This window comes from Bradyrhizobium sp. AZCC 1610 (assembly GCF_036924515.1).
GTDB lineage: Bacteria > Pseudomonadota > Alphaproteobacteria > Rhizobiales > Xanthobacteraceae > Bradyrhizobium.
In genome coordinates this window covers 1,144,097-1,169,773 of sequence record NZ_JAZHRR010000001.1, presented here as the reverse complement: position 1 = coordinate 1,169,773, position 25,677 = coordinate 1,144,097, and the positions used below count along the sequence as shown (strand labels likewise).

22 protein-coding genes and 1 pseudogene are annotated in these 25,677 nt (G+C 63.6%); 5 read left to right on the top strand and 18 right to left on the bottom strand.

The window, feature by feature from the left end; all coding sequences use genetic code 11:
• Positions 1–138: 138 nt before the first annotated feature.
• Positions 139–920 (bottom strand): annotated as a pseudogene (locus tag V1279_RS05835) (SDR family NAD(P)-dependent oxidoreductase).
• Between the two features lie 285 nt (positions 921–1,205).
• On the opposite strand from V1279_RS05835, the gene V1279_RS05830 reads away from it, so the two are divergent.
• Together V1279_RS05830 and V1279_RS05825 are read left to right on the top strand one after the other, a co-directional pair.
• Positions 1,206–1,994, top strand: a complete 789-nt coding sequence (locus tag V1279_RS05830) for an ATP-binding cassette domain-containing protein (RefSeq protein ID WP_334433417.1) — start codon at positions 1,206–1,208, stop codon at positions 1,992–1,994.
• Positions 1,991–3,550, top strand: coding sequence for a glycine betaine ABC transporter substrate-binding protein (locus tag V1279_RS05825; protein WP_334433415.1), 1,560 nt, complete (start codon positions 1,991–1,993; stop codon positions 3,548–3,550). The genes V1279_RS05830 and V1279_RS05825 overlap by 4 nt, the downstream gene beginning before the upstream one ends.
• A gap of 307 nt (positions 3,551–3,857) precedes the next feature.
• Here V1279_RS05825 and V1279_RS05820 read toward each other — a convergent pair whose 3' ends face one another.
• The 3 genes from V1279_RS05820 to V1279_RS05810 form a co-directional block, all read right to left on the bottom strand.
• Positions 3,858–5,585: a sulfatase-like hydrolase/transferase gene (locus V1279_RS05820; RefSeq protein ID WP_334433413.1), complete on the bottom strand. Its 1,728-nt coding sequence runs from the start codon at positions 5,583–5,585 to the stop codon at positions 3,858–3,860.
• A 32-nt stretch (positions 5,586–5,617) separates the two neighbouring features.
• Complete coding sequence (locus V1279_RS05815; RefSeq protein WP_334433411.1) at positions 5,618–7,327, bottom strand: sulfatase-like hydrolase/transferase; 1,710 nt, start codon at positions 7,325–7,327, stop codon at positions 5,618–5,620.
• 210 nt (positions 7,328–7,537) lie between these two features.
• Positions 7,538–8,227 carry a TetR/AcrR family transcriptional regulator gene (locus tag V1279_RS05810; protein WP_334433410.1) on the bottom strand — a complete coding sequence of 230 codons (690 nt, stop codon included), beginning with the start codon at positions 8,225–8,227 and terminating at the stop codon, positions 7,538–7,540.
• A gap of 200 nt (positions 8,228–8,427) precedes the next feature.
• Between V1279_RS05810 and V1279_RS05805 the strand changes: the two genes are divergently transcribed.
• The gene (locus tag V1279_RS05805) at positions 8,428–9,042 is read left to right on the top strand and encodes a hypothetical protein (protein WP_334433409.1); all 615 of its coding nucleotides are present in this window, start codon (positions 8,428–8,430) and stop codon (positions 9,040–9,042) included.
• A gap of 1 nt (position 9,043) precedes the next feature.
• Here V1279_RS05805 and V1279_RS05800 read toward each other — a convergent pair whose 3' ends face one another.
• Positions 9,044–9,289: a hypothetical protein gene (locus tag V1279_RS05800; protein WP_334433408.1), complete on the bottom strand. Its 246-nt coding sequence runs from the start codon at positions 9,287–9,289 to the stop codon at positions 9,044–9,046.
• Between the two features lie 8 nt (positions 9,290–9,297).
• Complete coding sequence (locus V1279_RS05795; protein WP_334433406.1) at positions 9,298–10,149, bottom strand: SDR family oxidoreductase; 852 nt, start codon at positions 10,147–10,149, stop codon at positions 9,298–9,300.
• 455 nt (positions 10,150–10,604) lie between these two features.
• Between V1279_RS05795 and V1279_RS05790 the strand changes: the two genes are divergently transcribed.
• Positions 10,605–11,690 (top strand): DUF2336 domain-containing protein, encoded by a 1,086-nt coding sequence (locus tag V1279_RS05790; RefSeq protein WP_334433405.1) that lies wholly within the window; start codon positions 10,605–10,607, stop codon positions 11,688–11,690.
• A gap of 537 nt (positions 11,691–12,227) precedes the next feature.
• Here the strand turns inward: V1279_RS05790 and ilvC are convergent.
• From ilvC to miaA, 8 genes are all read right to left on the bottom strand, one after another.
• A complete protein-coding gene (gene ilvC / locus V1279_RS05785; RefSeq protein ID WP_334433404.1) occupies positions 12,228–13,247 on the bottom strand; it encodes a ketol-acid reductoisomerase in 1,020 nt (339 codons plus the stop codon).
• 146 nt (positions 13,248–13,393) lie between these two features.
• Positions 13,394–13,966, bottom strand: a complete 573-nt coding sequence (locus V1279_RS05780) for a LysE family translocator (protein WP_334446223.1) — start codon at positions 13,964–13,966, stop codon at positions 13,394–13,396.
• A 35-nt stretch (positions 13,967–14,001) separates the two neighbouring features.
• Positions 14,002–14,892, bottom strand: a complete 891-nt coding sequence (locus V1279_RS05775) for an EamA family transporter (RefSeq protein ID WP_334433403.1) — start codon at positions 14,890–14,892, stop codon at positions 14,002–14,004.
• A gap of 39 nt (positions 14,893–14,931) precedes the next feature.
• Positions 14,932–15,627, bottom strand: coding sequence for a class I SAM-dependent methyltransferase (locus V1279_RS05770; protein WP_334433402.1), 696 nt, complete (start codon positions 15,625–15,627; stop codon positions 14,932–14,934).
• Positions 15,628–15,630: 3 nt separating this feature from the next.
• Positions 15,631–16,173, bottom strand: coding sequence for an acetolactate synthase small subunit (gene ilvN, locus V1279_RS05765; RefSeq protein WP_334433400.1), 543 nt, complete (start codon positions 16,171–16,173; stop codon positions 15,631–15,633).
• A gap of 25 nt (positions 16,174–16,198) precedes the next feature.
• Entirely contained in the window at positions 16,199–17,185 is a 987-nt protein-coding gene (locus V1279_RS05760; protein ID WP_334433399.1) for a threonine dehydratase, read from the bottom strand.
• A 153-nt stretch (positions 17,186–17,338) separates the two neighbouring features.
• Positions 17,339–19,114, bottom strand: coding sequence for an acetolactate synthase 3 large subunit (locus V1279_RS05755; RefSeq protein WP_334433397.1), 1,776 nt, complete (start codon positions 19,112–19,114; stop codon positions 17,339–17,341).
• A gap of 347 nt (positions 19,115–19,461) precedes the next feature.
• Positions 19,462–20,412 carry a tRNA (adenosine(37)-N6)-dimethylallyltransferase MiaA gene (gene miaA / locus V1279_RS05750; RefSeq protein WP_334433396.1) on the bottom strand — a complete coding sequence of 317 codons (951 nt, stop codon included), beginning with the start codon at positions 20,410–20,412 and terminating at the stop codon, positions 19,462–19,464.
• Here miaA and serB point away from each other — a divergent pair.
• A complete protein-coding gene (gene serB, locus V1279_RS05745) occupies positions 20,390–21,295 on the top strand; it encodes a phosphoserine phosphatase SerB (protein ID WP_334433395.1) in 906 nt (301 codons plus the stop codon). The two genes, miaA and serB, sit on opposite strands and share 23 nt — an antisense overlap.
• Positions 21,296–21,411: 116 nt before the next feature.
• Here the strand turns inward: serB and V1279_RS05740 are convergent, their stop codons facing one another.
• From V1279_RS05740 to hflK, 4 genes are all read right to left on the bottom strand, one after another.
• Positions 21,412–22,926, bottom strand: coding sequence for a Do family serine endopeptidase (locus tag V1279_RS05740; RefSeq protein WP_334433394.1), 1,515 nt, complete (start codon positions 22,924–22,926; stop codon positions 21,412–21,414).
• A gap of 302 nt (positions 22,927–23,228) precedes the next feature.
• Positions 23,229–23,429, bottom strand: coding sequence for a DUF2065 domain-containing protein (locus tag V1279_RS05735; RefSeq protein ID WP_028350308.1), 201 nt, complete (start codon positions 23,427–23,429; stop codon positions 23,229–23,231).
• Positions 23,430–23,518: 89 nt separating this feature from the next.
• The gene (gene hflC, locus V1279_RS05730; protein ID WP_334433392.1) at positions 23,519–24,424 is read right to left on the bottom strand and encodes a protease modulator HflC; all 906 of its coding nucleotides are present in this window, start codon (positions 24,422–24,424) and stop codon (positions 23,519–23,521) included.
• The gene (gene hflK / locus V1279_RS05725; protein ID WP_334433390.1) at positions 24,421–25,560 is read right to left on the bottom strand and encodes an FtsH protease activity modulator HflK; all 1,140 of its coding nucleotides are present in this window, start codon (positions 25,558–25,560) and stop codon (positions 24,421–24,423) included. Before hflK ends, hflC begins: the two co-directional genes overlap by 4 nt.
• Between the last annotated feature and the right edge of the window lie 117 nt (positions 25,561–25,677).

Genomic DNA, 25,677 nt, shown 5'->3' with positions numbered 1-25,677 from the left:
CAGATTCTGAGCTACAAAGCCCCGAAGGACCCGGGGCTTTGAAGGGAATAGCGACACCGCGCGAACATCTGGCAATGTGTATTGCCAACGCAGCACACCCCCTGCCTTGGGGTCGGAAGCAATGGGGACGGTGAAAGCTTATCCGCGCTTTCGTAGCTGAATGCGACCGACCGCCGCCAGGATAAACGCGCGCGGAAACAGCCGGAGCAGAACCGAAATAATCTTGATGCCGGGACCGGGCAGCACCACGCGCTTATTCGCCATCAGGCCGCGATACCCGGCCTGCGCGACATCAGATGCCGGGATGTTCAGCATTTCATGTTCAAATCCGGGTTTAATCCCGGCCCGCGCCTGAAATTCCGTCGACACCGAACCGGGACAGAGCGTCGTCACGCGCACTCCGTGCGGTGCGAGTTCCTGGCGTAGCGCTTCGCTGAACGACAGGACGTAAGCCTTGGACGCATAATACACCGCCATTCCGGGGCCTGGCAGAAAGCCGGCAAGCGAACCCAGATTGAGGATACCACCGCGATGCCGTATCAAGCTGTCGGCAAAGCGTAGCGACAAATCGGTCAGCGCCATGATGTTGACCGCGACGATACCGAGCTGCGCTGCCCGATCCAGTTCGATCGCACAGCCAAACAGACCGAAGCCCGCATTGTTGACGACGAACTCGACCTCCACCGCTTCCGTGGCCAAGGCCGCGGCAATTTTATCGCACGTATCGGGGTATTCGAGGTCGCAAGGAATCAAAATCGGCCGCGCGCCACCAGCGGCGACGATTTCGCTCGCCAACGTTGCAAGGCGATCCCCGTGTCGATCAACCAGGGCTAGTCGATGGCCCTTTGATGCGAAACGCGTGCCAGTTCGGCGCCTATTCCCGACGACGCACCGGTAATCAGCGTCACACGATCGATCATGCATAACGCTGTTAGGCGGAATAAAGGTCACCTGCAAGCACGATATCGGTTGGCGGAACTATCGGTTGTGCAATCCATACAGTCACCATCAACCAGGTGGCGATGAGCGCTGTTTCGTAAGGTCAACCGCCATGTAGGCAACCTGCCGCCGATGCCGGGCATTTTCCCGATTACCCCGCCCGTTCACGCCTTCCCGGGGACAGTTGAAGTCCCACATTCGCGGGCCGGCCATTTATCGGCTATCACTGTACCGCTAGGAAGAGCCAAGGGTTGGGACCGCACCGAATGCCGACCACGCCACTGATAGCTTACGCGAATGTCGGCAAGACCTTTGACGATGGCCGCGTCGTCGCCGTCGACGACGTCTCGCTCGAGGTCGCCGAGGGCGAGTTTTTGGCCATCGTCGGCGGCTCCGGTTCGGGCAAGACCACGCTGTTGCGGCTTGCCAACCGGCTGATCGAGGCGGACTCCGGCTCGATCACGGTCGAAGGCGAGGACGTGCACAACGTCGATCCTATCCTGCTGCGGCGGCGGATCGGCTATGTCTTCCAGAGCGGCGGGCTGTTTCCGCATCTCAGCGTCGCCGACAATATCGGCATTACGCCGAAGCTAACGGGCACTCCGCCCGCCGAGATTTCCGCGCGGGTGGATGAACTGCTCGACCTTGTCAGGCTCGACCGGCCGCAATACCGCAACCGGCTGCCGCATGAACTCTCCGGCGGCCAGCGCCAGCGCGTCAGCGTGGCGCGCGCGCTGGCCGCAAAGCCGCGCATCGTACTGATGGACGAGCCGTTCGGCGCGCTTGACCCCTTAACCCGCGATGCGCTCGGCGACGATTTTCGCGAGCTGCATCGCACGCTCGGCCTGACCACGGTCATGATCACCCATGACATGACGGAAGCCATCCTGCTCGCCGACCGGATCGCGGTGATGGGAGGCGGCCGGCTGCTGGCGCAGGGCACGCCATCAGAGCTTTCCGAAAGCGACGATGCTTACGTCGGCGAACTCATGCGCACGCCGCGGCGGCAGGCCGAACGGCTCGGCGCCCTGCTGCCGCGGGACGGTGCGGCATGAGCATCTTTGCCGATCCACGCTGGGGCGAGGCGCTGGGCCACCTGCCCGACTATCTCGGCAGTCATGTCCGCGTCAGCGTCACCGCGCTGGCGCTCGGACTTCTGGTCAGCCTGCCGCTTGCGATCCTCTCGCGCCATCGGCCGGTGCTGCGCGGCGCGCTGCTCGGGCTCGCCAGTATCGTGCAGACGGTGCCGGGATTAGCGCTGCTGGCGCTGTTCTATCCGCTGCTGCTGGCGCTTGCGGCACTCTCGCTGTCGTGGTTCGGCGTCAGTTTTTCCGCGTTCGGATTTTTGCCCGCGGTACTGGCGCTGGTGCTCTATTCGATGCTGCCGGTGCTGCGCAACACCATCACCGGCCTGCTGGGTGTCGAGCCTGCGATCCTCGAAGCGGCGCAGGGCGTCGGCATGACGCCGCGGCAATCGCTGTTCACGGTGGAACTACCGCTGGCGCTGCCGGTGATGATGGCGGGCATCCGCACATCAGCGGTCTGGGTGATCGGCACCGCAACGTTGTCGACGCCGATCGGCCAGACCAGCCTCGGCAATTACATCTTTGCAGGGTTGCAGACCCAGAACTGGGTGTTCGTGCTGTTCGGCTGCCTTGCCGCCGCGGTGCTGGCGCTGCTGGTCGATCAACTGCTGGCGCTGATCGAAAGCGGCTTGCGCCACCGCAGCCGCCTGCGCGCGGCGCTGGGCGGCGCCGGCATCGCCGCGCTCGTTGCGGTCACGCTGGTGCCTGCCATGATGCGCGCGCAGACGAACTACATCATCGGCGCAAAAACCTTCACCGAACAATATGTGCTGTCGGCATTGATGACGCAGCGGCTGAAAGCGGCCTCGCTTCCTGCGACGACGCGGGAAGGCCTCGGCTCCAACGTCATCTTCGAGGCGCTGGCGGCTGATGATATCGACGTCTATGTCGACTATTCCGGCACGCTATGGGCCAACCAGTTCCACCGCACCGACATCAGGCCGCGCCAGGAGCTATTGGCCGAATTGAAGACGATGCTGGCAAAGCAGAACATCACGCTGCTGGGCGAACTCGGCTTCGAGAACGCCTATGCGCTGGTGATGCCGCGCAAACGCGCCGAACAATTGGGCATCCGCACCATCGCCGACCTCGCCGCGCGCGCGGCGAACATGTCGATCGCCGGTGACTATGAATTCTTCTCGCGGCCCGAATGGACCGCGCTGCGCAAGGCCTACGGCTTGTCGTTCCGCGCCCAGCGGCAGATGCAGCCGGACTTCATGTATGCGGCCGTCGCCTCCGGTGAGGTCGACGTCATCGCCGGCTACACCAGCGACGGGCTGATCGCGAAATACGATCTGGTGACGCTGGGCGACATCAGGCGCGCGATCCCGCCCTACGACGCGATGGTGCTGCTCGCGCCCAAGCGCGCCAATGACGAAGCGTTGCGCAAAGCGCTTCAGCCGCTGCTCGGAAAGATCGACATTGCCACCATGCGCGAGGCCAATCTGCGCGCGGCAGGCAATGACGCGGAGAGCTCACCGGATGCGGTAGCGCAATGGCTATGGGAGAAGGTGGGGAATAGGTAGGAAGCCGTCGTTGGCCGCGGCCTCTTATCCGTCATTGCGAGCGAAGCGAAGCAATCCATAGCACCGCATGCCGAGACATGGATTGCTTCGTCGCTTCGCTCCTCGCAATGACGTGAGAGACATAACATTCGTAGCAACCATTAAATCCTCATGGTGAGGAGGCGCGCAGCGCCGTCTCGAACCATGCGGCCCGGCTGGTGCCAATCATCGAAACGCCGCTGCGCGGCTCCTCAGGATGAGGTCTGATAGCCGCGATGGGCACGCTTTGCTTTGCCCACCCTACGAGATCTCGCCATAACGGCGAACGTCAAAGTCCCTTGATCATCCCGGCGTCGATCAGGAGTCGATTAAATCGTCTTGCTTCCGCGCCCTTTCGGCAGGCATAGAACACGCCGGTGCAGCGAAGCATGATCTTCTTCTGCTCCTCGAACGACGGATCGAGCGGGACGCCGGCGGCTTCCTGGATCACGAGCGGGATGTAGGCCGCATCGAGCGTATCAAGCGCCGACGAGAGGTCGCCCGGCCGATAGTTGATGCCGTCAATCGCGTAGTAGGTAGAGAAATAGCGCGGATCGGCTGCCATCAAGCGTTTCGCCAGCAATTTCTGATCGATGCCGGGCTCAAGCAGTTTTTGCGAGATGGCCGGCTGGTGATCGCCGAAGCGCAACACCAGAAACGACTGATCCGGATAGTCGCGCTTAAGGGCAGCGATGAATACGCGGTAGTCGTTCTGCGTCATGACCTGGCGACGAATATATTCGTCGGTCTCCGCCGTGTTTCCCGGTGGCGTCCAGTCCGGCGGTGTCAGATCGGGCCGATAGACGTCGGTCCAGGGAAAATGGTTGGCCGTGAGGTAGACGAACATGAAGACCGGCGCGTGCTGCGGCTGCTCCCGCGCAAACACCTTCAAGGCCTGATCGAAGTAGAACCTGTCGGGCTGCATATCCTGGGCGACGCCCATATCCGCCATGTCGATGAAGTGGCCGACGCCAGTACCCTTCTGGAATGCGCGCGCGCCGAGGAAGTTGCCATAGGTCGGATAGAGCGAGAAGGTCTTGTATCCGCAACGCTTAAGCGCTTGCGGTAACCCTCGCGCAACACGGTTCGCGGTGATCCTTGTGACATAAAACTTCAGATCGCCGAACGACCGCGCCGACATGCCGGTCAGGACGTTGAATTCGGTGTACCACGTCGGGCCGCCGGTTGCCTCCGCGATCATGGTCCGTTGCTTGCCGTCGATGGACTTGAAGTAGTCGGAGTACCCTTGCGGCACTTTGATGCCAGGCGCGGCCGAGATGTCGAAGCTCGACTCGTCGAGCAGCATGATGATGTGCGGTCGCTTTGCCGTGGCGTCGCAGGTCTCGGCGGGCGGCAGCATGGGCAGGCCGGCAGCGTGCGCTCCCGCAAGGCGAAGCGGGCCATTCGTCGGCGGATCGACCTCGATCCATCCGGTCGAAGCCAGCCGCGACACCGCGACCACGCCGGAACGCGCCAGACTGGAAATGTGGTTGACGCCCTGGAACGGCTCCCAGGCCTGCTCGGGCCAGACTACCGACATCGCCGAGATCAATGCCGTCGTCGCAGCCAGCCCAGTCAGCGCAAAGCGGCGGCGCACGCGGAACGGATCGAAACGCCAGACCAGCCACAACAGCGGAACCGCAACGAGGCCTGCCAACATCAACTGCAACTGCAAGCGCGGGAACACCGAGAGAAGGAACGAAAACGTATCGCGGTCGATGATCAGGAAGTCGAGGAAGGTCAGCGTTAGCTGCAGAATTCCGAACTTGAAGTGCGACAGCGCGATCAAGATCACGATCAAGGCCAGCGCCAGCGCAGCGCAGATTCCGGGCCGCGGCAGCATGGACAGCAAAAGGCAGTTCACGAACACCCACGCCAGCAGCGACAGCGTGATCGCAAACGGCCCGTACTCGGTGAACAGCAGGACCGCCAGCGCGGTCAGATGCACGGCAACGATCAGGCCGGCCAGAGCAAAGAATCCGGCGCCGCGCGATTCCGCGCGGATGCTTTCGCTCATTCCGGATTCGGCAACGGCTGACATATCGCTCCTTAGAGCCCCTTGATGAAACCTGCCTCGATCAACAACCGGTTGAACCTGCGCGCTTCAGCCCCGTCCTTGCAGGCGTAGAATACACCCTTGCAGCGGAGCATGATCTTCTTTTGCTCCTCGAACGAAGGGTCGAGCGGAATGCCGGCGGCTTCCTGGATCACCAGCGGCAGATAGGGCGCGTCGATCGTGTCCATAACGGCGGAACTCTTCACCGGCTCGAAATTGATAGCGTCGATCGCGTAGTAGGTGGTGAAGTAGCGCGCGTCGTAGGTCGTGAACTTGCGGGCGACCCTGGCTTCGTCCAGGCCGGGATCCAGCAGGTTCGACGAAAACTCCGGCTGATGATCGCCGTAGCGAACGATCAGGAACGGCTGCGCCGGGAACTTCTTCTTCAGGCTGGCGATGAAGCCCGCATAGTCGCCGGCGCTCATGGTCTGGCGGCGCAGATATTCGTCGACCACCGGCTCGTTGCCGGGCTTGCGCCAGGACGGCAGCAGATCCGGGCGGAACCTGGTTTCCCAGGGGAAATGATTGGCAGCGAGATAGACGAAGGTGAACAGCGGCGTATTGGCCGGCTGCTCGGCGATCAGCTTGACCGCCTTGTCGTAGAAGAAGCTGTCCGGCTCGATGCCCTTCGCGCCGAGAGCGCGTGCGTCATAGAAGTGCTGGATGCCGGTGGAAGTCTGGAAGCCGCGCGCGCCCATGAAGGCGCCGTAGGCCGGATAGAGCGAGAGGGTGCTGTAACCGCAACGGCGCAGCGCCAGCGGCAACCCGCGCTCGACCCGCCCCGACGCGATGCGGGTGACGAAATAGGAGAAGCGGCCGAACGAGCGCGACGACAGGCCGGCCAGCACGTTGTACTCGGCCATCCAGCTTGCGCCGCCGCTGCTCTCGGCCATGAACTTGCGCTCGCGGCCGTCAAAGGACTTGAAGTGGCTGCCATAGCCCGGCGGCACCTTGACGCCAGCGGCCTGACGGATGTCGAAGCTCGACTCGTCATGGATCATGATGATGTGTGGGCGGCGGCCGGCGACATGGCAGGAATCGACCAGCGGCATCTTCAGCCGCTCGGCGGTTACGGCCTCCGATTCCATGAAGCCGTAATTGGCGAAGTCGGAAACCGCCGTCACGCCGGAGCGGGCGAACTTGGAAAAATAGCCGTCGTCGTAATAGCCGCGCCAGGCTTCATCCGGCCAGGCGATGGAATAACCAGCCAGCGCGGCGAGACCGGCCAGCAGGCCGGCCACCGCCGGCAGGCGGCGGATGCGGAACGGATCGAGCCACCACAGCGCATACATCAGCGGCAGGATGACGAGCGCGGCGCCGACCACGCTCCAGCGCAGGTTGGGAAAGATCGTGAACAGATAGGCCGCGGTGTCGCGGTCGATCACCATCAGGTCGACGAAGTTCGCGGTCATCTGCACGACGTCGTGCTTGAGCCGCGACAGCAGCACCAGCAGCACGACCAGCGTCAGCGACAGCGCGGCCGACAGCGCCGGCCGCCGCAGCAGCGCGATAAAGAAGAAGTTCAGGATGCCCCATGCCAGGGCGAAGCCCATCCGGCCGCCGAAATCGGTTTCGGTCTGCAGCAGGACCGCCAGCGCTGCCATGTGCGGTACAGCGACAGCCGAAAGCCGCCAGAAGCCGATGGCGGCAAGGCCGGCGGCAAGGGTGGTGGCGGAGGGCCCTGGATTTGGCGCGGGCGCCATGGGGAAAAACGCAACATGACCCGGCGCAATGCAAAGCCTTGGCTGGTGACGACCAGGAGACGCACGACCCATCCGGAACCTGTGTCGTGTCATAAAAACGTAGTGGAATCGTCATGAACGCGCAATGAATATGCCGCCGGGCGAACGCAGCAGAGTAAATTTGGCGCTGTCATTCCGGGGCGCGAAGCGAACCCGGAATGACGGCAGGAGTCAGAGCCGGCTGGCAATCCCCTCGATGAAAAGATAGAGGATTGCCTCGGCGGTCCGCTCGGCCTCGGGGGCGGCCACCCCCCAGCGCGGAAAATGGCCGTCGATATTCATCCGGGCAAAGCCATAAACCAGCGCCCGGCCGGCAATCTGGACCTGCCTGAGGTCCACGGCGCGGAGCTGGCCCGCCGCGAAGGCTTCGGCGAGCGCTTGCTCGGTCAGCTCGATCAGTTCGGCATTGTCGCGGGAGATGGCGGCGGCTTTGTCGTGCTCAAAAAAGCGCCGGCTGGAAATGATCTCGAAATGGGTCGGATTGCGCATCGCCCAGCGCAGGTAGGCGAGCCCGAGGCAGCGAAAGCGGCCGAGTGGATCGCCGGGGGCTGCGGCGGCAAGCGCCGTCTCGATCTCGGCGCGGAACCGGCGCTGCGCCTCCTCCGCCACCGCCTGCATCAGGGCGTCGCGGCTCGGAAAATGCCGGAACGGCGCCCCTGGCGACACGCCTGCGCGGCGGGCGGCTTCGCGGACGCTGACCGCCTCCGCCCCGCCCTCGTCGACCAACTGCAGCGCGGCATCGAGCAGGACGCGCCGGAGATCGCCGTGATGATACGGCTTTGGCGCGGTCGCGCGGGACGCGCGACGGCGCGGCTTGACGGCCGAGGATTTCGCGGCGGACGATTTGGCGACGGGATGCATGTCCTCTCCTACCATCACTGCCTTGTGAATGTAAGCACCGATTACACTATTGACCGCCCGGCATCGGCATATGTAACTGGCGATTACATTGCGCATCCGCGTCATTGCGAGCGAAGCGAAGCAATCCATTCTTTCTTGACTTGGTGAGGTGGATTGCTTCGCTTCGCTCGCAATGACGCACAATCGATGGGGGAACGAACATGCCGACGCGTCAAAACTGGTTCGATGGCTGGCGGCTGTTCGCCCTGCTCTCGCTGACCCTGCTCGCCCTCAGCATCTGGATCGCCGGCATGCGCTCGTTCGAGGTCGAGGGCGTGCGCATGGTGATCCGCTTCACCGCGCGAACCTCGCTGGTATTGTTCTGCCTCGCCTTCTCGGCCGCGCTGGCGCTGATGTGGCCCAACGCGTGGACCCGATGGCTGCGCCGCAACCGCCGCTATCTCGGCGTCAGCTTTGCGGCCTCGCACGCCATTCACGCGGTCGCCATCATAGCCTTCGCCATCATGGATCCCGCCGGATATGCGGCGGCGACCTCGATCGCGTCCTACATCTTCGGCGGCATCGGCTACGCCTTCATCATCGCCATGGCCGCGACCTCGTTCGACCGCACCGCGGCCGCGATCGGCGCACGCGCCTGGCGCCGGCTGCATCTCGCCGGCGGCTACTACCTGCTGTTCCAGTTCATGGTCTCGTTCGGCAAGCGGATTCCCGACATGCCGCTCTATGCGCTGTTCCTGATACCGCTGGTGGCGGTGTTCGCGCTGCGGATGATCGCAATGGCGCCGCGGGCCAAGCAGACCGTTCAGGCCGGTTGATCTAGTCGTCCGCCTTCAAAAAGAACTTGCGGCCGAGCTGATGGTGCACCGTGATGACGGCCCGATCGACATCGCTGATCAGGCTGTCGCCGAGTACGACGTTGGGGATCTCCCAGTTTCGCCCCTCGCGGACGGGCAACGCCGACAGCGCCGGAACGGAAGCGGTTTCGCACCCGGGTTGAGCGCGGAGCGCCGCGTTGGCAAGCAGGGTCAACTCGGCGTGGGTCTTACCAATGCGCGTTATCACGACCGACTTCATCCCTGCGGCGTCAGCCCGAGGCGCTTGGCGATGATCCTGTCGAGGGTGCGCTTGGGCAACACGGCTGCCATGAACTGCCGCATCGGATCCGGCGCGATCACGTAGCGCACCTTGGGTTTCGGCAGCGTCAATGCCTCGAAGACTTTCTCGGCGATCCTCTCCGCCGGCAATCCAGTCGCACCAAGGCCCAGCATGAAGGCGCGGATTTTCTCCAGCGCCGGAAAATACGGCGAGTTCTTGTAGGCGGAGATATCGACCTCCTCGGCCTTGCTCCAGATCGGCGTCTTTACCGCGCCCGGCGCAATGATGATGACGTCGATCCCGAATAGCATCAGTTCGCGGCGCAGGCTCTCCGAAAGCCCCTCGATCGCGTGCTTGGATGCGGAATAGGCCGAGGTCATCGGATTGCCGTTCCTGCCGGCGACCGAGGAGATCATCACGATCCGCCCCTTCGGTCCCTTCAGGGCCGGATCGGAGCCGAGCAGCGGCCCGAAAGCCTGGGTCGCGATAACAGGGCCGATGAAGTTGACGTCCATCTGGCGGCGGAATTCGTCGGCGGCGAGTTCGAGCACCGGGCCCGAGACGGCTATGCCGGCATTGTTGACGAGACCGGCGAGAGTCTCCCCGTTGAGGGCGTTGCGGACCTCGCGCGCGGCAGCCAATACGGCGGCCTCATCGGTGACGTCGAAGATCAGCGGCGAGAAGTTCGCCCCGAACTCGCCCTTGAGGCGGTCGGCGTCGGCCTGCTTGCGGACGCTGCCGAACACGCGGAAGCCGCGGTCGAGCAGCAATTTCGCACTGGCCCAGCCGATGCCGGTGGACGCGCCGGTGATGACGACAGATCTCATGACCTAAGCCCTTGTGAGAGGTTTAATGAAGTTTGTCGTGAAGGAATGCTTAAGCACTGGCTTTGTCAGCTTCCTCCGCGGGTGCGGCCAGCCTTGACGGCGTCTTGTTTGGCAAGCTGCTATTCGATTTTTCCCGGGAACGGTTTGGAGAGGATAGCAGCCGGACCGGGGTACCGGAAGCGATGGTACATGCCCGATCCGGTTCGACATCGGCGATTTATCGCGTGAAATCGCAGCATACGCCCCGATCGCTTTGGTAAATAATTCGGAACGCGACGTTTGCAATGCGCGGCCTGCTTCGATGCCGGAGTGCCTGCGATGACCGCCGCCAATGGATTGCCCGTTTCAGATGCAGTCGATCTGTATTTCCACCGGATCGCGCCTTTAACGCAGGTGTAAGGCTCGGCTCGGCATTGTGCGCGCCAACCCATCAACAACCAGACAGGCTGCCCACAATGGTGCAACAGCCGGCGCACTCGATCATTGCCGAACTTGAAGATGCCGTCAGAGGCGGTTCATCCGCCCGACGGGTTGAAACCCTGCGGCAGGTGACCGATCTCTTCCTCAATGACGGGGACCGCCTCAGCGACGACCAGGTCAAGGTCTTCGACGACGTGCTCTGCCTCCTGATCGCGCGCGTCGAAACGCGGGCCAAGGCCGAACTCTCGAAACGGCTGGCGCCGCTCGACTACGCGCCGTTCGAGGTCATCCAGCATCTTGCCTGGGACGACGAGATCGAGGTCGCCGGCAATGTGCTTGCAAATTCCAGCCGGCTCGGGACCGACGTGCTGGTCGAGATCGCCAGCAGCAAGGGGCAGGATCACCTGCTCGCCATTTCCGGCCGGCCCAACCTGCCCGCGGCCGTGACCGACGTCATCGTCGATCGCGGCGAAAACCAGGTGATCCGCAAGCTGGCCAACAATGCCGGCGCGCAGTTTTCCGAAGAAGGCTATTCCAACATCGTCGCCCGCGCCTCCGCCGACGACGAGCTGGTCGAGATTCTCGGCCTTCGCGGCGATCTGCCGGTAAATTGCATGCGCGATCTGCTGCGACGCGCCAAGGACGCGGTCCGCGCCCGCCTGCTGGCCATCGCGCCGCCTGCGCTCCAGGAAGAGATCAAGCAGGTCCTGAACACGATCGCCCGCGAAACGCCGCCCTCGGGGCGGAGCTTCGGCGTTGCCGAGGAGTACGTAAAGCTGATGAAGGGGCTGAACGAGCTGGACGACGCGGCGGTCTATAATTTCGCCGAATCGAAAAAGTTCGACGAGGTCACGGTTGCGATCGCGGTTCTCAATGAGATGCCAATCGAAATGGTGGCTCGGCTGATGGAAGGCCCCCGCGCCGACCTCCTCCTCATTCCCTGCCGGTCGGCCCGCCTGAACTGGCCGACGGTCGAGTCGATCCTGCGCAACCGGCCGGTGATGCCTTCGGTCAACGAGCAGACGCTGGAGATCGCGGAGCGCGATTACCGGAAACTGTCGATGGAGACGGCCCAGCGCACAGTGCGCTTCTGGCAGTTGCACAACAGGATCGAGAAGTAGGCGGTTCGGATTGCTTGAGTCGGACCTGCGCCGGTCGACCGCCGTCTTTGACCGGGTGCCGACCTCGCCTCACTGCATGGAGAAACTGATACCCGGTCGCGCTGTTCGACCGGCGACCTCGCTTCGCGAACGAGAATGCAGATTAAGCAACCGCGCTTTGACTCGGTAAACGCTGGCTTTTCTGTCGTTAATGTAACTGTTGAATTGCTTCGCACCAAGAATGTGCATGAAGCGTCAGCTCTTCGTTTCGGCTCGGGCGGCGCACTCGGCGCGGCGCGTTGAAGAATATGGTTGAGCCATAAATTCTTTGAAGAAGCGGCGAGACCGCGTTCGCGATCTCGCCCGAACGTAGCGTCGAACGCTTAATTATTGGTATGTCGGTAACGCCGAACCTGCGCTTGGACGCTCTCATGTCCCGGACGCGGTGCAGCGCGCCAGCGATGCGCCGAAGAGCCGGGACCGCTTCGCGAACGCCGATGGACCCCGGACCAGTAGCGCATCACTTGCGTGCTGCGCTGCATCCGGGGAACGACACCGTCAGTTCTTGGTCTTGTCGACCAGTGCGCCCTTCTTGATCCACGGCATCATGTCGCGGAGTTTTGCGCCGACTTCCTCGATCGGATGCTCGGCGAGCTTGGCGCGGGTCGCCTTGAACGAGGTCTGGTTGACCTTGTTCTCCAGCATCCAGTCGCGGGCGAACTTGCCGGACTGGATGTCGTTGAGCACCCGCTTCATCTCGGCCTTGGTCTCTGATGTGACGATGCGTGGACCGGTGACGTATTCGCCGTACTCGGCGGTGTTGGAGATCGAGTAGTTCATGTTGGCGATGCCGCCTTCATAGATCAGGTCGACGATCAGCTTCACCTCGTGCAGGCATTCGAAATAGGCCATCTCGGGGGCGTAGCCGGCTTCCACCAGCGTCTCGTAGCCGCCCTTGATCAGCTCGACCAGCCCACCGCAGAGCACCACCTGCTCGCCGAACAGATCGGTTTCGCACTCTTCCTTGAACGTGGTTTCGATGATGCCGGCGCGGCCGCCGCCGATCGCCGAGGCATAGCTGAGGCCGAGGTCATGGGCGTTGCCGGAGATGTCCTTGGCGATCGCGATCAGGCAGGGCACGCCGCCGCCGCGCTGGTATTCCGAGCGCACGGTGTGGCCGGGGCCCTTCGGCGCGATCATCAGCACGTCAAGGTCGGCGCGCGGGTCGAGCAGGTTGAAATGGACGTTGAGCCCGTGAGCGAACACGAGCGCCGCACCCTTCTTCATGTTGTCGTGCAGGTGCTCGCGGTAGATGTCGCCCTGCAATTCGTCGGGGGTCAGCATCATCACGAGGTCGGCCCATTTGGCGGCCTCGGCGACTTCCATCACCTTGAAGCCGGCGGCTTCCGCCTTCTTGGCCGAGGCCGAGCCCCTGCGCAGCGCAATCGCGACTTCCTTGACGCCGGAATCCTTCAGGTTCAGCGCATGGGCGTGGCCCTGGCTGCCATAGCCGACGATGACGACCTTCTTGCCCTTGATCAGGTTCAGGTCGGCATCACGATCGTAATAAACACGCATGGGTCGTTTCCTTAATCGATGGCCAAAACGGCCGGTTAATCAGGCATTTGGGGGAATAGGACCGCCGGTCGCCCGTGAATTTCCGGCGTTGTCTAGAGCATTTTCCGCTTCAGGGGAAACCCGTTTCTGCATGGCCAGGTGCGGCATCATGCGTCCATGAAGACCGGATAGAGCGACGCCAGCAGCAGCACCGCCATGATGATGTTGAAGGCCCGCACCGCCCGCCGGGAGGTCAGGACGGGGCGCAGCGAAGTGCCGAACAGCGCCCAGGCGGTGCAGGACAGGATGCCGAGGACCAAGCTCAAGCCGACCTGGATCACGATGTTCCAGGGATAGGCCGCGATGGCCGCATAGGCGGTGATGGTGCCAATCACCATGACCCAGCCCTTGGCGTTGACCCATTGGAACATAGCCGCGCCCCAGAACGTCATCGGGCGGCCACGGCTATCCTGATCCGCGGACGGCGGCTCGGACATCGCAATCGCCCAGGCCAGATAGATCAGGTAGGCGACCCCGGCATATTTCAGGATGGTCTGCAGCACGGGATAGGCGATGAAGACGGTCCCGAGCCCGAGACCGACCGCGCCGACCATGAAGGCAAAGCCGACCGTGATTCCCATGATGTGCGGGATGGTCGGGCGGAAGCCGTAAGTCAGCCCCGACGAGAGCAACATGATGTTGTTCGGCCCCGGCGTGAAGAACATCACCGTGGCAAACATGACGAAGGCGATTAGCACGAATGCGACATGGGACCTCACGCGATCTTTGGCAGAACTTGTTTTTCTAAGGTCTTGGGACGCTTCGACAGCAGCATGACGGCAATGCCGCCCACCGCCGTGACCATCCCGGCCAGCCGCAGCGGCCCGAAGGTTTCGCCGAACACCACGCTGGAGGCGGCGGAACCAACGAACGGCACCAGCAGCGCGAACGGCACCACCTGCGCCGCAGGATAGTCCCGCAGTAGCCTCCCCCACAGCCAGTAGGCGATGCTGGTGGAGACCCCGCCGAGACCGATCATGCACATCAGGCCGGTCAGCGACATATGGGTCAGCGCATGCCAGGTCGGCTGCGGGCCGTTGCTGACCAGCGTCAGCGCAAACAATGGGACCGCCGCAACCAGACACAGCCATGCGAACAGATCGAACATCGGCACATCAGGTGCGCGCCGGAGCAGCAGGTTGCCGGCTGCGAAGCTGAGCGGCGAGATCATCAATATGGCGAAGGCACTGATGCTGAAATCATAACCGACGGTGCCGCAGATCATCAGCAGGCCGGCCGTGGCGACGCCGATGCCAACGGTCTGCCACGCGCCCGGCCGCTCGCGGAACAGGAGCGCGGCAAAACCGATGGTGAACAGCGCCTGGCTCTGCACGATCACGCTGGAAAGGCCGACGGGAACGCCGTGGGCGATGGCAAAGGCCTGGGCGAGAAACTGCCCGAGGAACAGCGTGAAGCTGATCGAGGCCAGCACCGTCCATGAAACCTTCGGCCGCGCCACGAACAGGCAGGGCAAGGCGGCGATGGAAAAGCGCAGCGTCGTCATCAGTTCCGGCGAAAACTCGTCGAGCGCGATCCGGCTTGCTACGAAGGCAAGGCCCCAGATCACCGCCACCAGCACGGCGATGCAGACATCGGCCGGTTTCATTTTTCTTGGCCCTGTTGGTTCCTGGCTCTGTTGGTTTTCTTAGCTCTGTTGGTCCGGCTTTGGTTTGCGCAAGAGGTAAGTGCCGTGCAGCGGCGCGTGATAGTCGACCGATTCCAGCGTGAAGCCGACATCGGTCAGCATGCGCTCGATCACCCAGCCGAAGGTAGAGTATTCGTCGCGCATATGGGTGACCACGCCCTCGCGCTGGAAATCGTGGTTCTTGATGGTGAAATCGGCCCATTGCTCGACATCGCGCTCAGTGCCGTCGGGCATGCTGACGAAGACGATGTCGCGCAGGTAGAAATTGGCGCCGGGCTTCAGCGCCGCATAGATTCTTGCCAGCGCCACCGCCTTCCAGAAATCCGGCAAATGATGCAGCGTGAACTCGCTGACAATCAGATCATACGAATTCGGCTGGTAGGCGAAGCTCAGCATGCCGGCCGGCTGGGTCCGAATCGCGATCTTGCGGTCGCGGGCCTGGATATTGGCGAGCGCCAGCATCGCCGGCGAAATGTCGATCGCGTCGACCTCGGCGCCCATTAGCGCCGCCTCGCAGGCCAGGACGCCGTTGCCGCAACCGATATCGGCCACCCGCCAGCCCTTCTGCACGCCGAGCATGGCCAGCGCCGCACGCGCCCGGAGGTCGCTGTCGTCATGCCGGTCATAGATCGAGGCGACCGCGGAATCGAGGCCGAGCTGCCGCCGTTGATTGTAATACCAGTCGCGCGCCAGCATGTTTCACATCCCTTCAGGCCCGCGCCCGATCGCGGCAACGCCGGTGCGCGACACTTCGACAAGGCCGAGCGGGCGCATCAGGTCGATGAATTGGCTGATCTTGGTGGAATTGCCTGTGATCTCGAACACAAAACTCTCTGTCGTGGCGTCGATCACGCGGGCGCGGAACGCATCTGCCAGCCGCAGCGCTTCGACGCGGTGGTCGCCGCCGCCGCGCACCTTCACCATGGCGAGTTCCCGCTCGATCGAGCGGCCAGTGATCGTCATGTCGACGACGCGGTAGACCGGCACCATGCGATCGAGCTGGTGCTTGATCTGCTCGATCACCATCGGCGTACCTGTGGTGACGATGGTGATGCGCGAGAGATGTTTCTGGCTCTCGGTTTCGGAAACGGTGAGACTCTCGATGTTGTAGCCGCGGCCGGAGAACAGGCCGATCACGCGCGCGAGCACGCCCGGCTCGTTCTGCACCAGGACCGAGAGCGTGTGCGTCTCGTTTGGATCGTGGCGATCTTCCAGGAAGTAGGCGGATGCGGGCTGGTTCATTATCGTCCCCTTACATGTCCTCTCATCACGCCACGGCCCGTTGGCCGGTCGCTGTGACGTCCGTCCCGACCCATCTGCGGAACAGATCGAAATCGATATTGCCGCCGCTCAGGACCAGGCCGACGCGCTTGCCGGCGAGCTTTGCCTTCTCCTGCAGCGCGGCTGCGAGCGCAGCCGCGCCCGCGCCTTCGGCGAGATTGTGCGTGTCGGTCCAGTAGGCGCGGACAGCCGTGGCAACCTCATTGTCTGTGACCTGCACGATGCGCGCGGCGCCCTTGCTGATAACCGCGAGCGCTTCCGCGACGGGAACACGCGTGGCCATGCCGTCGGCCAGCGTATTGCTGGTTTCGGTGGTCACGACCGTGCCGGCCGCAAACGACAACGCATAGGACGGCGCTTCGGTCGATTGCACGCCGACGATCTCGGTCGTGGCACCTAAGAGATCGCGCGCCATGATGCAGCCGCAAATCCCCGAGCCCTGCCCGATCGGCACGTAGAGCACGTCGAGGTCGGGCGCAGCCCTCAGCAATTCGAGCGCATAGGTGGCTACGCCGAGTACGAGATCGGGATGGAAGGACGGCACCATGTGGAGGCCGGCGAACTGGGCGCGGCGCTCGGCTTCTTCGGCGGCCGCCTGAAAGTCCTCGCCATGTTCGACCAGTTCGGCACCGAACGCGCGCATGGCGCGGTTCTTCTCCACTGAATTGCCGCGCGGCACATAAATCACGGCCGGAACGCCGTGGCGGCCAGCCGCGAAGGCGAGGCTCTGCCCGTGATTGCCGCGCGTGGCGGAAATGATCCCGGGCGTGTTCGGTCGCTCCCGCTTCAGCCGGTCGAGATAAACCAGCCCGCCGCGCACCTTGAAGGCGCCGATCGGCGTGTGGTTCTCATGCTTGACCACGACGTCAGCGCCGAGCCGGTCGCTAAGCAGCGGCCACGCATGCGCAGGCGTCGGCGGCACAGCCTGGCCGACGATCTCGTGCGCACGTTCGAGCTCCCTGAGATCAAACATTTTGGTTTCCAGTCGATCTTTCCTCATTCTTGTCATCCCCGCGAAAGCGGGGATCCAGTATTCCAGAGACGCCCGAGAGCAACGCAGAAGCCGTGGCGTACTGGATCGCCCGGTCCAGCCGGGCGATGACAGCGGAATTTGTGTCCAGCGCCCTCACACCAGCGCCTTGCCGCCGGCGAAGGCGGCGGCGGTAGCCTCGTCGGTGGCTTCCGCCGGCAGCAGCATTTCGTTGTGCGCCTTGCCGGACGGAATCATCGGGAAGCAGTTTTCCAGCGCGGCGACGCGGCAATCGAACAGCACCGGGCGCTTGACGCTGATCATTTCCTTGAGCGCGCCGTCGAGATCGCTGGGCTTGATCGCCTGCAGGCCGACGCAGCCGAACGCGTCCGCCAGCTTGACGAAATCCGGCAGCGCTTCGGAGTAAGAATGCGACAGCCGGTTGCCGTGCAGGAGCTGCTGCCACTGCCGCACCATGCCCATGTACTGGTTGTTCAGGATGAAGATCTTGATCGGCAGCTCGAACTGAACGGCCGTCGACATCTCCTGCATCGTCATCTGCACCGAGGCGTCGCCCGCGATATCGATCACGAGGCTGTCGCGATGCGCGACCTGCACGCCGAGCGCGGCCGGCAGGCCGTAGCCCATGGTGCCGAGACCGCCCGACGTCATCCAGCGGTGCGGCTCCTCGAACCCGAAGAACTGCGCCGCCCACATCTGGTGCTGGCCGACTTCGGTCGTGATGTAGGTGTCGTGCCCTCGCGTCGCCGCGAACAGGCGTTCGATGGCGTATTGCGGCAGGATGACATCGTTGTTCTTCCTGTATGCGAGCGAATTGCGCGCGCGCCACTTGGCGATCTCCTGCCACCAGATCCTGATATCGGGCTTCTTCGCCTCCGCCTTGAACACCTGCAGCAGGTCGCCGAGCACGTTGCCGGCATCGCCGATGATCGGCACGTCGACGCGAATGTTCTTGTTGATCGAGGACGGGTCGATGTCGATGTGAATCTTCTTCGAGCCCGGCGAGAACGCATCGGTGCGGCCGGTGATGCGGTCGTCGAAGCGCGCGCCGACGCACAGCATGACGTCGCAATCATGCATCGCCATGTTGGCCTCGTAGGTGCCGTGCATGCCCAGCATGCCGAGCCAGTTCTTGCCTGTGGCCGGATAGGCGCCGAGGCCCATCAGGGTCGAGGTGATCGGGAAACCCGTAACCTCGACCAGGTCGCGCAGCAGCTTCGACGCTTCGGTGCCGGAATTGATGACGCCGCCGCCGGAATAGATCACCGGCCGCTTGGCGGAAGCCAATAGCGCCACGGCTTTACGGATCTGCGCGGCGTCGCCCTTCACCCGCGGCGTGTAGGAGACATGCACGTCGGACTTGCGCGGCGGATGGTAGGTGCCGATCGCAAACTGCACGTCCTTGGGCACGTCGACCACGACGGGGCCGGGACGGCCCGTGGTCGCCACATAGAACGCCTCGTGCAGCACCTTGGCCAGATCGTTGACGTCGCGCACCAGCCAGTTGTGCTTGGTGCAGGGACGGGTGATGCCGACGGTGTCGCATTCCTGGAACGCGTCATTGCCGATCAAATGCGTCGGCACCTGCCCGGTGATGCAGACCAGGGGAATCGAATCCATCAGCGCGTCGGTCAGCGGCGTCACCATGTTGGTGGCGCCGGGGCCTGACGTCACCAGCACCACGCCCGGCTTGCCGGTCGAGCGCGCGTAGCCTTCGGCCGCATGGCCGGCGCCCTGCTCGTGCCGCACCAGAATGTGCTCGACGTCGCTCTGCTGGAAAATCTCGTCATAGATCGGAAGCACCGCTCCGCCGGGATAGCCGAACAGGTGCTGGACACCATGATCGATGAGCGCGCGCACGATCATCGCGGCGCCGGTCATCTGGTTGGGATCGTGGCTCTTGTCGGTCATGGTCTGCTCCGGATGCGCGGTTGGCGCGGCTTTCTTCGGTTTCGAGGTCTTGAGGGAATAAAAAAAGGGCCCGAGAGGCCCAATGCACACCGCCTGACTTTGGGATGGCCTCAGCCACCCCCGGCGGTGCGCCTGGGTACGACTACGATAAGGAGTTTGGTAATAATATTACGCATTTTGCGGCTCGGACTTCCCAAAGGTTGCGCGAACATAGCCGCCCCACCCTGAATGTCAAGGCAATGGCGCCATCGGCGCGATTTTTGCAGCTTAGCGGCGTTCCGGCGGCTCGGCGAGGGGGAATTTTATGCGTGCAGCCATGCGCGCGGTCCGCCTCACCACTTTCGTTGTCATTCCGGGATGGTCCGAAGCCACCCCCTCGCCGCCTCCGGCTTCACCCATTCAAACTCCGGCAGTTGGTGCCGGAACCAGGTGAACTGCCGCTTGGCGTAATGGCGGGTGTCGGCGCGGCCGATTTCGGCGGCCTCTTCGCGCGTGATCTCGCCGACTAGGTAGCGGATCAGCGCCGGCACGCCATGGGCCTTCATGGCCGGCAGCAAGGGATCGAGCTTTCGCGCGGCCAGCGCCGCGACCTCATCCAGCGCGCCGGCGGCCAGCATCGCGCCGAACCGCGCATCGATCCGCGCATAAAGTTGATCGCGTTCGGGCGCGAGGAACAGGGCGGTGAATTCGCTCCGAGGCAGCAGCGGCGGCAGGCCTTCCTGGTGCCAGTCGGGCAGCGTACGGCCGGTGGCTTCGACGACTTCCAGCGCACGGGCAATCCGCGTGCGGTCGCGCGGCTTCAGGCGTTCGGCCGATATGGGATCGCGGCGTGCCAGCTCAGCGTGCAACGCCTCGACACCGTCGCGCTCCAGCCGCGCGCGAACGGCATCGCGTATCTCGGCCGGGATAGCCGGCACCGCGGACAGGCCGCGCGTCAACGCCTTGAAGTACAGGCCGGACCCGCCGATGAAGACGGCTAAGCGCTTTTCCGCGCGCGCCTCCGCCAGCACCTCTCCGGCATCCGCCACCCAGGCACCCGCCGAGAAATTGACAGATGCGTCGACATGGCCATAGAGCCGGTGCGGCGCGCACGCCTCCTCCTCCGGTGTCGGCCGCGCCGTGATGATGCGGAGATCGCGATAGACCTGCATGGAATCGGTGTTGATGACGACGCCGCCGGTCTTTTGTGCCAATTCGAGCGCCAGGGCCGACTTGCCGCTGGCGGTCGGCCCTGCGATAAGCACGGCCTTGCTCAAATCTAGCTGATACGCCTGCATGTCCCTCGTCGCCACGCTCATCTGCAACCCGGCCAATCCCGCGCTCGACACCACCATCGTCGACGGCGCGCTGGCCGTCCTTCCCTCGCCGGGAACAGCGCAATGGCTGTTCGACGAGGTCGCAGTCGACATTCCCTTCGACTATCAGGTCAAGAGCCTGGACGACATCAAGGCGATCGAAACCCGCCTGCAAAAGGCGCGCGGCGACCTGCCGATCGACATCGTCGTGCAGCCTGTCGCCTTCAGGCGCAAGAAGCTTTTTCTGGCGGACATGGATTCCACCATGATCGGCCAGGAATGCATCGACGAACTGGCCGATTTCGCCGGGCTGAGGGCGCATGTCGCCGGAATCACCGAACGGGCGATGCGCGGCGAAATCGAATTCGAGCCGGCGCTGCGCGAGCGCGTCGCACTGCTGAAGGACCTGCCGGTCGGCGTGGTCGATGAGGTGCTGGCAAAACGCATCATACCGACGCCGGGAGGCCGGGAGCTGGTTTCCACCATGCGCGCGAACGGCGCCTGGACCTGCCTGATCTCCGGCGGCTTCACGCTGTTCACCCATGCGGTCGCCGCAAAAATCGGCTTCCAGGAGAACCGCGCCAACGAGTTGAAGATTCGCGACGGCAAGTTCACCGGCGAAGTGGCCGAGCCGATCCTCGGCCGCGCCGCCAAGCTGGCAACGCTCATCGAGCTTCGCGAATCCTTCGACCTCGACGAAATCGACACGCTGGTGACCGGTGACGGCGCCAACGATCTCGGCATGATCCAGGCTGCGGGGCTCGGCGTCGCCTATCACGCCAAGCCCGCGGTCGCCGCCGCTGCCGCCGCGCGGATCGACTACGGCGACCTCACCGCGCTGCTGTATGCGCAGGGCTATCGGCGCGAGGAGTTTGTGGAGAAATAATCCCCGGCTGTCGTCACCCGCGAAAGCGGGTGATCAAGTATTCCAGAGACGTCAGCGACAGAACCGAAAGGCCGCGGCGTACTGGATACTCCGCTTTCGCGGAGTATGACGGGTCGTTACTGCACACTCAGCGCGACGAAGCGCAATTCGCCTTCGCCGTTCGAGACCAGCAGCAGCACCGACTTCTTGCCGTCCTTCTTGAGCTGATCGACGCGCTTCTTGATGTCGGCCGCGTTGCCGACGGCTTCCTGCGCCACCTCGACGATGACGTCTCCGGCGGAGAGCCGCTTTTCGGCGGCGTCGGAGGAGCCATCGACACCGGTGATGATCACGCCTTTGACGCTATCCTTGATCTTGTACTTGCTGCGCAGATCCTTGCTCAGCGCGGCGAGATCGAGGCCGAGCGCCTTTTGCGTCACCGGCTTTTCGACGACGGGGTCTTCCTTGCTCTTGACGGCGGCCTGCTGCACCTTGTCGGTATCCTCGAGGCGCCCGAGCGTGACCTTGCGGCTTTCCTCTTTACCCTTGCGGATGATGACCACGTCGACTTCCTTGCCGACCGCGGTGTCGGCGACGACGCGAGAGAGATCCTTCGGGTCCTTGACGTCCTTGCCGTCGAACTTGACGACGACGTCGCCGGGCTCGATGCCCGCGGGCCTGGCCGGCCCCTTGTCGTCGATGCCCGCAACCAGCGCGCCGCGGGCAGGCTTGATGTTGAGGCTTTCGGCGATCTCCTCGGTGACCTGCTGGATCCGCACGCCGAGCCAGCCGCGGCGCAGCTCGCCGAACTGCCGGAGCTGATCGACCACGCCCGCCACCGTCTTCGAGGGCACCGCGAAACCGAGTCCGATCGAACCGCCGGTCGGCGAAATGATCAGCGTGTTGACGCCGACCACCTCGCCTTCGAGATTGAACAGCGGGCCGCCGGAATTGCCGCGGTTGATGGATGCATCGGTCTGGATGTAGCTGTCGTACGGCCCCTGGCTGATGTCGCGGTTGCGCGCCGATACGATACCGGCCGTGACCGAACCGCCGAGGCTGAACGGATTGCCGATCGCAATCACCCATTCGCCGAGCCGCAGCTTGTCGGAATCGCCGAACTTCACCGCGTTCACCGGCTTCACCGGCTTGAACTTCAGGACCGCGATGTCGGTCTTCTTGTCGACGCCGACCAGCTCGGCCTTGATCTTGGTGCCGTCGTTCATGATGATGTTGATTTCGTCGGCGTCCGCGATGACGTGATTATTGGTGACGACGACGCCTGCGGCATCGACGATGAAGCCGGAGCCGAGCGAATTGGTCTTGCGGCGCTGCATCTCGCCGCTCTTGTCGCCGTCCTTGGGGGCGCCGCCGCGCCGGTTCTTGAAGAAGTCATCGAAGAACTCTTCGAACGGCGAGCCCGGCGGCAGTTGCGGCATCGCTTCCCTGTTGTTGCCGCCGCCCTTGGCCTCGACGTTCTGCGAGGTCGAGATGTTGACGACGGAGTCGATCACCTTCTCGGCAATGTCGGCGATGCCGTCCGGCCCGCGCGCGCTGACCGGCGCGGTCGCCAGAATGCTGGCGGCACTGAGCGAGATCGCAATCCCCATCAAGCGCAGGCGACTGGTCAAGGCGGGTCTGGCACCGGTCATGTCAGCTTGTCTCCAAAGGGTCGAATTCGGGTCCACAGTGCGCCCGAACGGGTCCGAGGCGCAAGCATCTGCGCCTGATATTCCGGCGAAAAACCGGCCCCAGACGGCTCACGATTGCGTTGACGCCACAGCTACTTGCGCCCCGAGGGCGTCGGTCATTCCAGGGCGCGAAGCAAATTTAAGGCGTGCAATTGCACGGCGCAAAATCTCGAGGTTCCCCGATGTGCAATGGCATATTCCCGATGTGCAATCGCATATCCGACGTCCCGTCCTTCGGATCATCCCGAAATGACGGAACCGCCCTACCGCCGCACGAACCAGATCAGGAGCAGGCCCACGACCGCCGAGACGATGCCGACGATCCGCAGGATATTGTCCGGCGTCGCCAGCGCGCTCTTCATCGCCCGGCGCATCCAGGCCGGGCTGGCGGCGAACATCAGGCCTTCGAGCACGAAGAGAATGCCCACACCGATGAGGAAGTCGGCGAACGCTATGGACCTCATCGAATGGCGACCCCCCGCTGGCGCTTTTTACTTTATGCCGGCGAAGCGAACCGCTTCGCCGTAACGCGTGTATCCGACCCCGAGGAGGTCTAGGGCTTCGCCGCCGCAGCCGCAGCCGCCGGTGGGTGGCCGGATGGATTGGCAAAGAAGCGGAAGAACTCGGAATCAGGCCGTAGCAGGAAACGGGTGTCGTTGGAACGGAGCCCGGTCTCATAGGCCGACATCGAACGATAGAAGGCGAAGAACTCCGGATCCCGGCCATAGGCCTCGGCGAACAGGCGGTTGCGTTCGGCGTCGCCGACGCCGCGCGTCTGCTCGGAGGTCGAATTGGCCTCCGCGATGATGACGGTGGCCTCGCGATCGGCCTTCGATCGGATCTCCTGCGACTTCTGGCCGCCCTGGGCGCGGAACTCCGCCGCCTCGCGCTGCCGTTCGGTCTGCATGCGCTGATAGACCGCCTGGCTGTTGGCCTCCGGCAGATCGGCGCGGCGGATACGCACGTCGACCACCTGGATGCCGTACTGATCGGCCTCCCGGTCGAGTTGCTCGCGGATGCGCGTCATCAGGCCCTCGCGTTCGTCGCGCACCACATTGATGAAGTTGACCTCGCCCAGCACGCGGCGCAGTGACGCGTTCAACAGCGTGGTGAGCTGAATGTTGGCGGCCTGGATCGAGCCGATGCTCTGATAGAAGCGCAACGGGTTTTTGATCCGGTAGCGGGCGAAGGCGTCGACGACGAGCCGCTTCTGGTCGGAAGCGATGACTTCCTGGGACGGATTTTCCAGATCGAGGATGCGCTTGTCGATGCTGATGACGGTGTCGATGAACGGCGCCTTGAAGTTAAGGCCCGGCTCGGACACGACGTCGACCGGCCGGCCGAGCCGGACCACGAGCGCCTGTTCGGTCTGAGACACCGTGAAGATCGAGCTGTAGCCCACGATAACCACGAGGAACAGCAGGATCAGGGTGGCAATACCTGCAACCGGGGACCTCATCGGGTGCCTCCGCTCTGCTGCTGACCGGCCGTCGGCGCCGGACGGCGCGGCGTCAATTCGCTGAGCGGCAGATACGGCACGATGCTCTGTGCCGAGTTGCCGCCGTCATAGACCAGTTTCTCGGACCCGCCGAGAATCCGCTCCATCGTCTCCAGGTAAATTCGTTGCCGCGTCACGTCGGGTGCCTTCTTGTATTCGTCATAGACCTTCGAGAAGCGCGAGCTCTGGCCCTTGGCCTCGGCGACCGCCTGTTCCTTGTAGCCTTCGGCGACCTGCAGGATCTGCGCAGCGCGGCCGCGGGCGTCGGGGATGACGCGGTTGGCGTAGGTCTGCGCCTCGTTCTGCAGCCGCTCAAAGTCGGCGCGCGCGGCCTGCACGTCGCGGAACGAGTCGATTACCTGCGCGGGGGGATCGACTTTCTGCATTTGCACCTGCGTGATCTGGATCCCGGAGCCGTAGGTGTCGAGCGTCCTCTGCATCAGTTCCTGCACGCCCTGCTCGTTCGTGGTGCGGGCGCCGGTAAGGATCGGCTGGATCAAGGAACGGCCGATCACTTCGCGCATTGCGCTTTCGGCCACTGCCTTCACGGTGCCTTCGGGGTTCTGGATGTTGAAGAGGTAATTGCCGACGCCGTCGGGCTTGATCCGCCACAGCACGGTGAAGTCGACGTCGACGATGTTTTCGTCGCCGGTCAGCATCAGGCTTTCTTCCGGCACGTCCCGCATGGTGCGGCCGCGCCGCGCCGGATCGTCGATCAGCGACATCCCGATCGAGATCGTGGAGACGCGCAGTGCCTTCGGCAGCAGCACGGTCTCGATCGGATAGGGCAGATGATAGTTCAGGCCGGGTTGCACGGTGCGAACATGCTTGCCGAAGCGCAGCACGACGCCGAGCTCTTCCGACTGCACGCGGAAGAATCCGGACAAGCCCCAGATCGCCAACGCGCCAGCCAGCACCAGCGCGATGCCCATGCCGCTGAAATGTCCGCCGGGCAGAAGCTGCTGCAGCTTGTCCTGGCCGCGCCGCAGGAGATCCTCGAGATCGGGTGGCCTCGGCCCGACCGATTGCGGACCCGAACCCCACGGCCCCTTCGGACCTGAGCCCCATGGACCGCCGCCTTGATTCTTCCACGGCATATCAACTCTCCTCTGCGGGTGGCCCGGGTCCGCCTGTTGGGCAGGATGCCTTAAGCCTCGCATATCCGCCCGGCTTTATAGGGGACCGCTAGGTCCCTTACAACGCAAGCTTACCTC

Bases quoted from the DNA above. Each gene is read 5' to 3' on its own strand.
- V1279_RS05830 (WP_334433417.1), top strand. From the start codon at position 1,206: ATGCCGACCACGCCACTGATAGCTTACGCGAATGTCGGCAAGACCTTT.
- V1279_RS05825 (WP_334433415.1), top strand. From the start codon at position 1,991: ATGAGCATCTTTGCCGATCCACGCTGGGGCGAGGCGCTGGGCCACCTG.
- V1279_RS05820 (WP_334433413.1), bottom strand. From the start codon at position 5,585: ATGAGCGAAAGCATCCGCGCGGAATCGCGCGGCGCCGGATTCTTTGCT.
- V1279_RS05815 (WP_334433411.1), bottom strand. From the start codon at position 7,327: ATGGCGCCCGCGCCAAATCCAGGGCCCTCCGCCACCACCCTTGCCGCC.
- V1279_RS05810 (WP_334433410.1), bottom strand. From the start codon at position 8,227: ATGCATCCCGTCGCCAAATCGTCCGCCGCGAAATCCTCGGCCGTCAAG.
- V1279_RS05805 (WP_334433409.1), top strand. From the start codon at position 8,428: ATGCCGACGCGTCAAAACTGGTTCGATGGCTGGCGGCTGTTCGCCCTG.
- V1279_RS05795 (WP_334433406.1), bottom strand. From the start codon at position 10,149: ATGAGATCTGTCGTCATCACCGGCGCGTCCACCGGCATCGGCTGGGCC.
- V1279_RS05790 (WP_334433405.1), top strand. From the start codon at position 10,605: ATGGTGCAACAGCCGGCGCACTCGATCATTGCCGAACTTGAAGATGCC.
- ilvC (WP_334433404.1), bottom strand. From the start codon at position 13,247: ATGCGTGTTTATTACGATCGTGATGCCGACCTGAACCTGATCAAGGGC.
- V1279_RS05780 (WP_334446223.1), bottom strand. From the start codon at position 13,966: ATGTTTGCCACGGTGATGTTCTTCACGCCGGGGCCGAACAACATCATG.
- V1279_RS05775 (WP_334433403.1), bottom strand. From the start codon at position 14,892: ATGAAACCGGCCGATGTCTGCATCGCCGTGCTGGTGGCGGTGATCTGG.
- V1279_RS05770 (WP_334433402.1), bottom strand. From the start codon at position 15,627: ATGCTGGCGCGCGACTGGTATTACAATCAACGGCGGCAGCTCGGCCTC.
- ilvN (WP_334433400.1), bottom strand. From the start codon at position 16,173: ATGAACCAGCCCGCATCCGCCTACTTCCTGGAAGATCGCCACGATCCA.
- V1279_RS05760 (WP_334433399.1), bottom strand. From the start codon at position 17,185: ATGTTTGATCTCAGGGAGCTCGAACGTGCGCACGAGATCGTCGGCCAG.
- V1279_RS05755 (WP_334433397.1), bottom strand. From the start codon at position 19,114: ATGACCGACAAGAGCCACGATCCCAACCAGATGACCGGCGCCGCGATG.
- serB (WP_334433395.1), top strand. From the start codon at position 20,390: ATGTCCCTCGTCGCCACGCTCATCTGCAACCCGGCCAATCCCGCGCTC.
- miaA (WP_334433396.1), bottom strand. From the start codon at position 20,412: ATGAGCGTGGCGACGAGGGACATGCAGGCGTATCAGCTAGATTTGAGC.
- V1279_RS05740 (WP_334433394.1), bottom strand. From the start codon at position 22,926: ATGACCGGTGCCAGACCCGCCTTGACCAGTCGCCTGCGCTTGATGGGG.
- V1279_RS05735 (WP_028350308.1), bottom strand. From the start codon at position 23,429: ATGAGGTCCATAGCGTTCGCCGACTTCCTCATCGGTGTGGGCATTCTC.
- hflC (WP_334433392.1), bottom strand. From the start codon at position 24,424: ATGAGGTCCCCGGTTGCAGGTATTGCCACCCTGATCCTGCTGTTCCTC.
- hflK (WP_334433390.1), bottom strand. From the start codon at position 25,560: ATGCCGTGGAAGAATCAAGGCGGCGGTCCATGGGGCTCAGGTCCGAAG.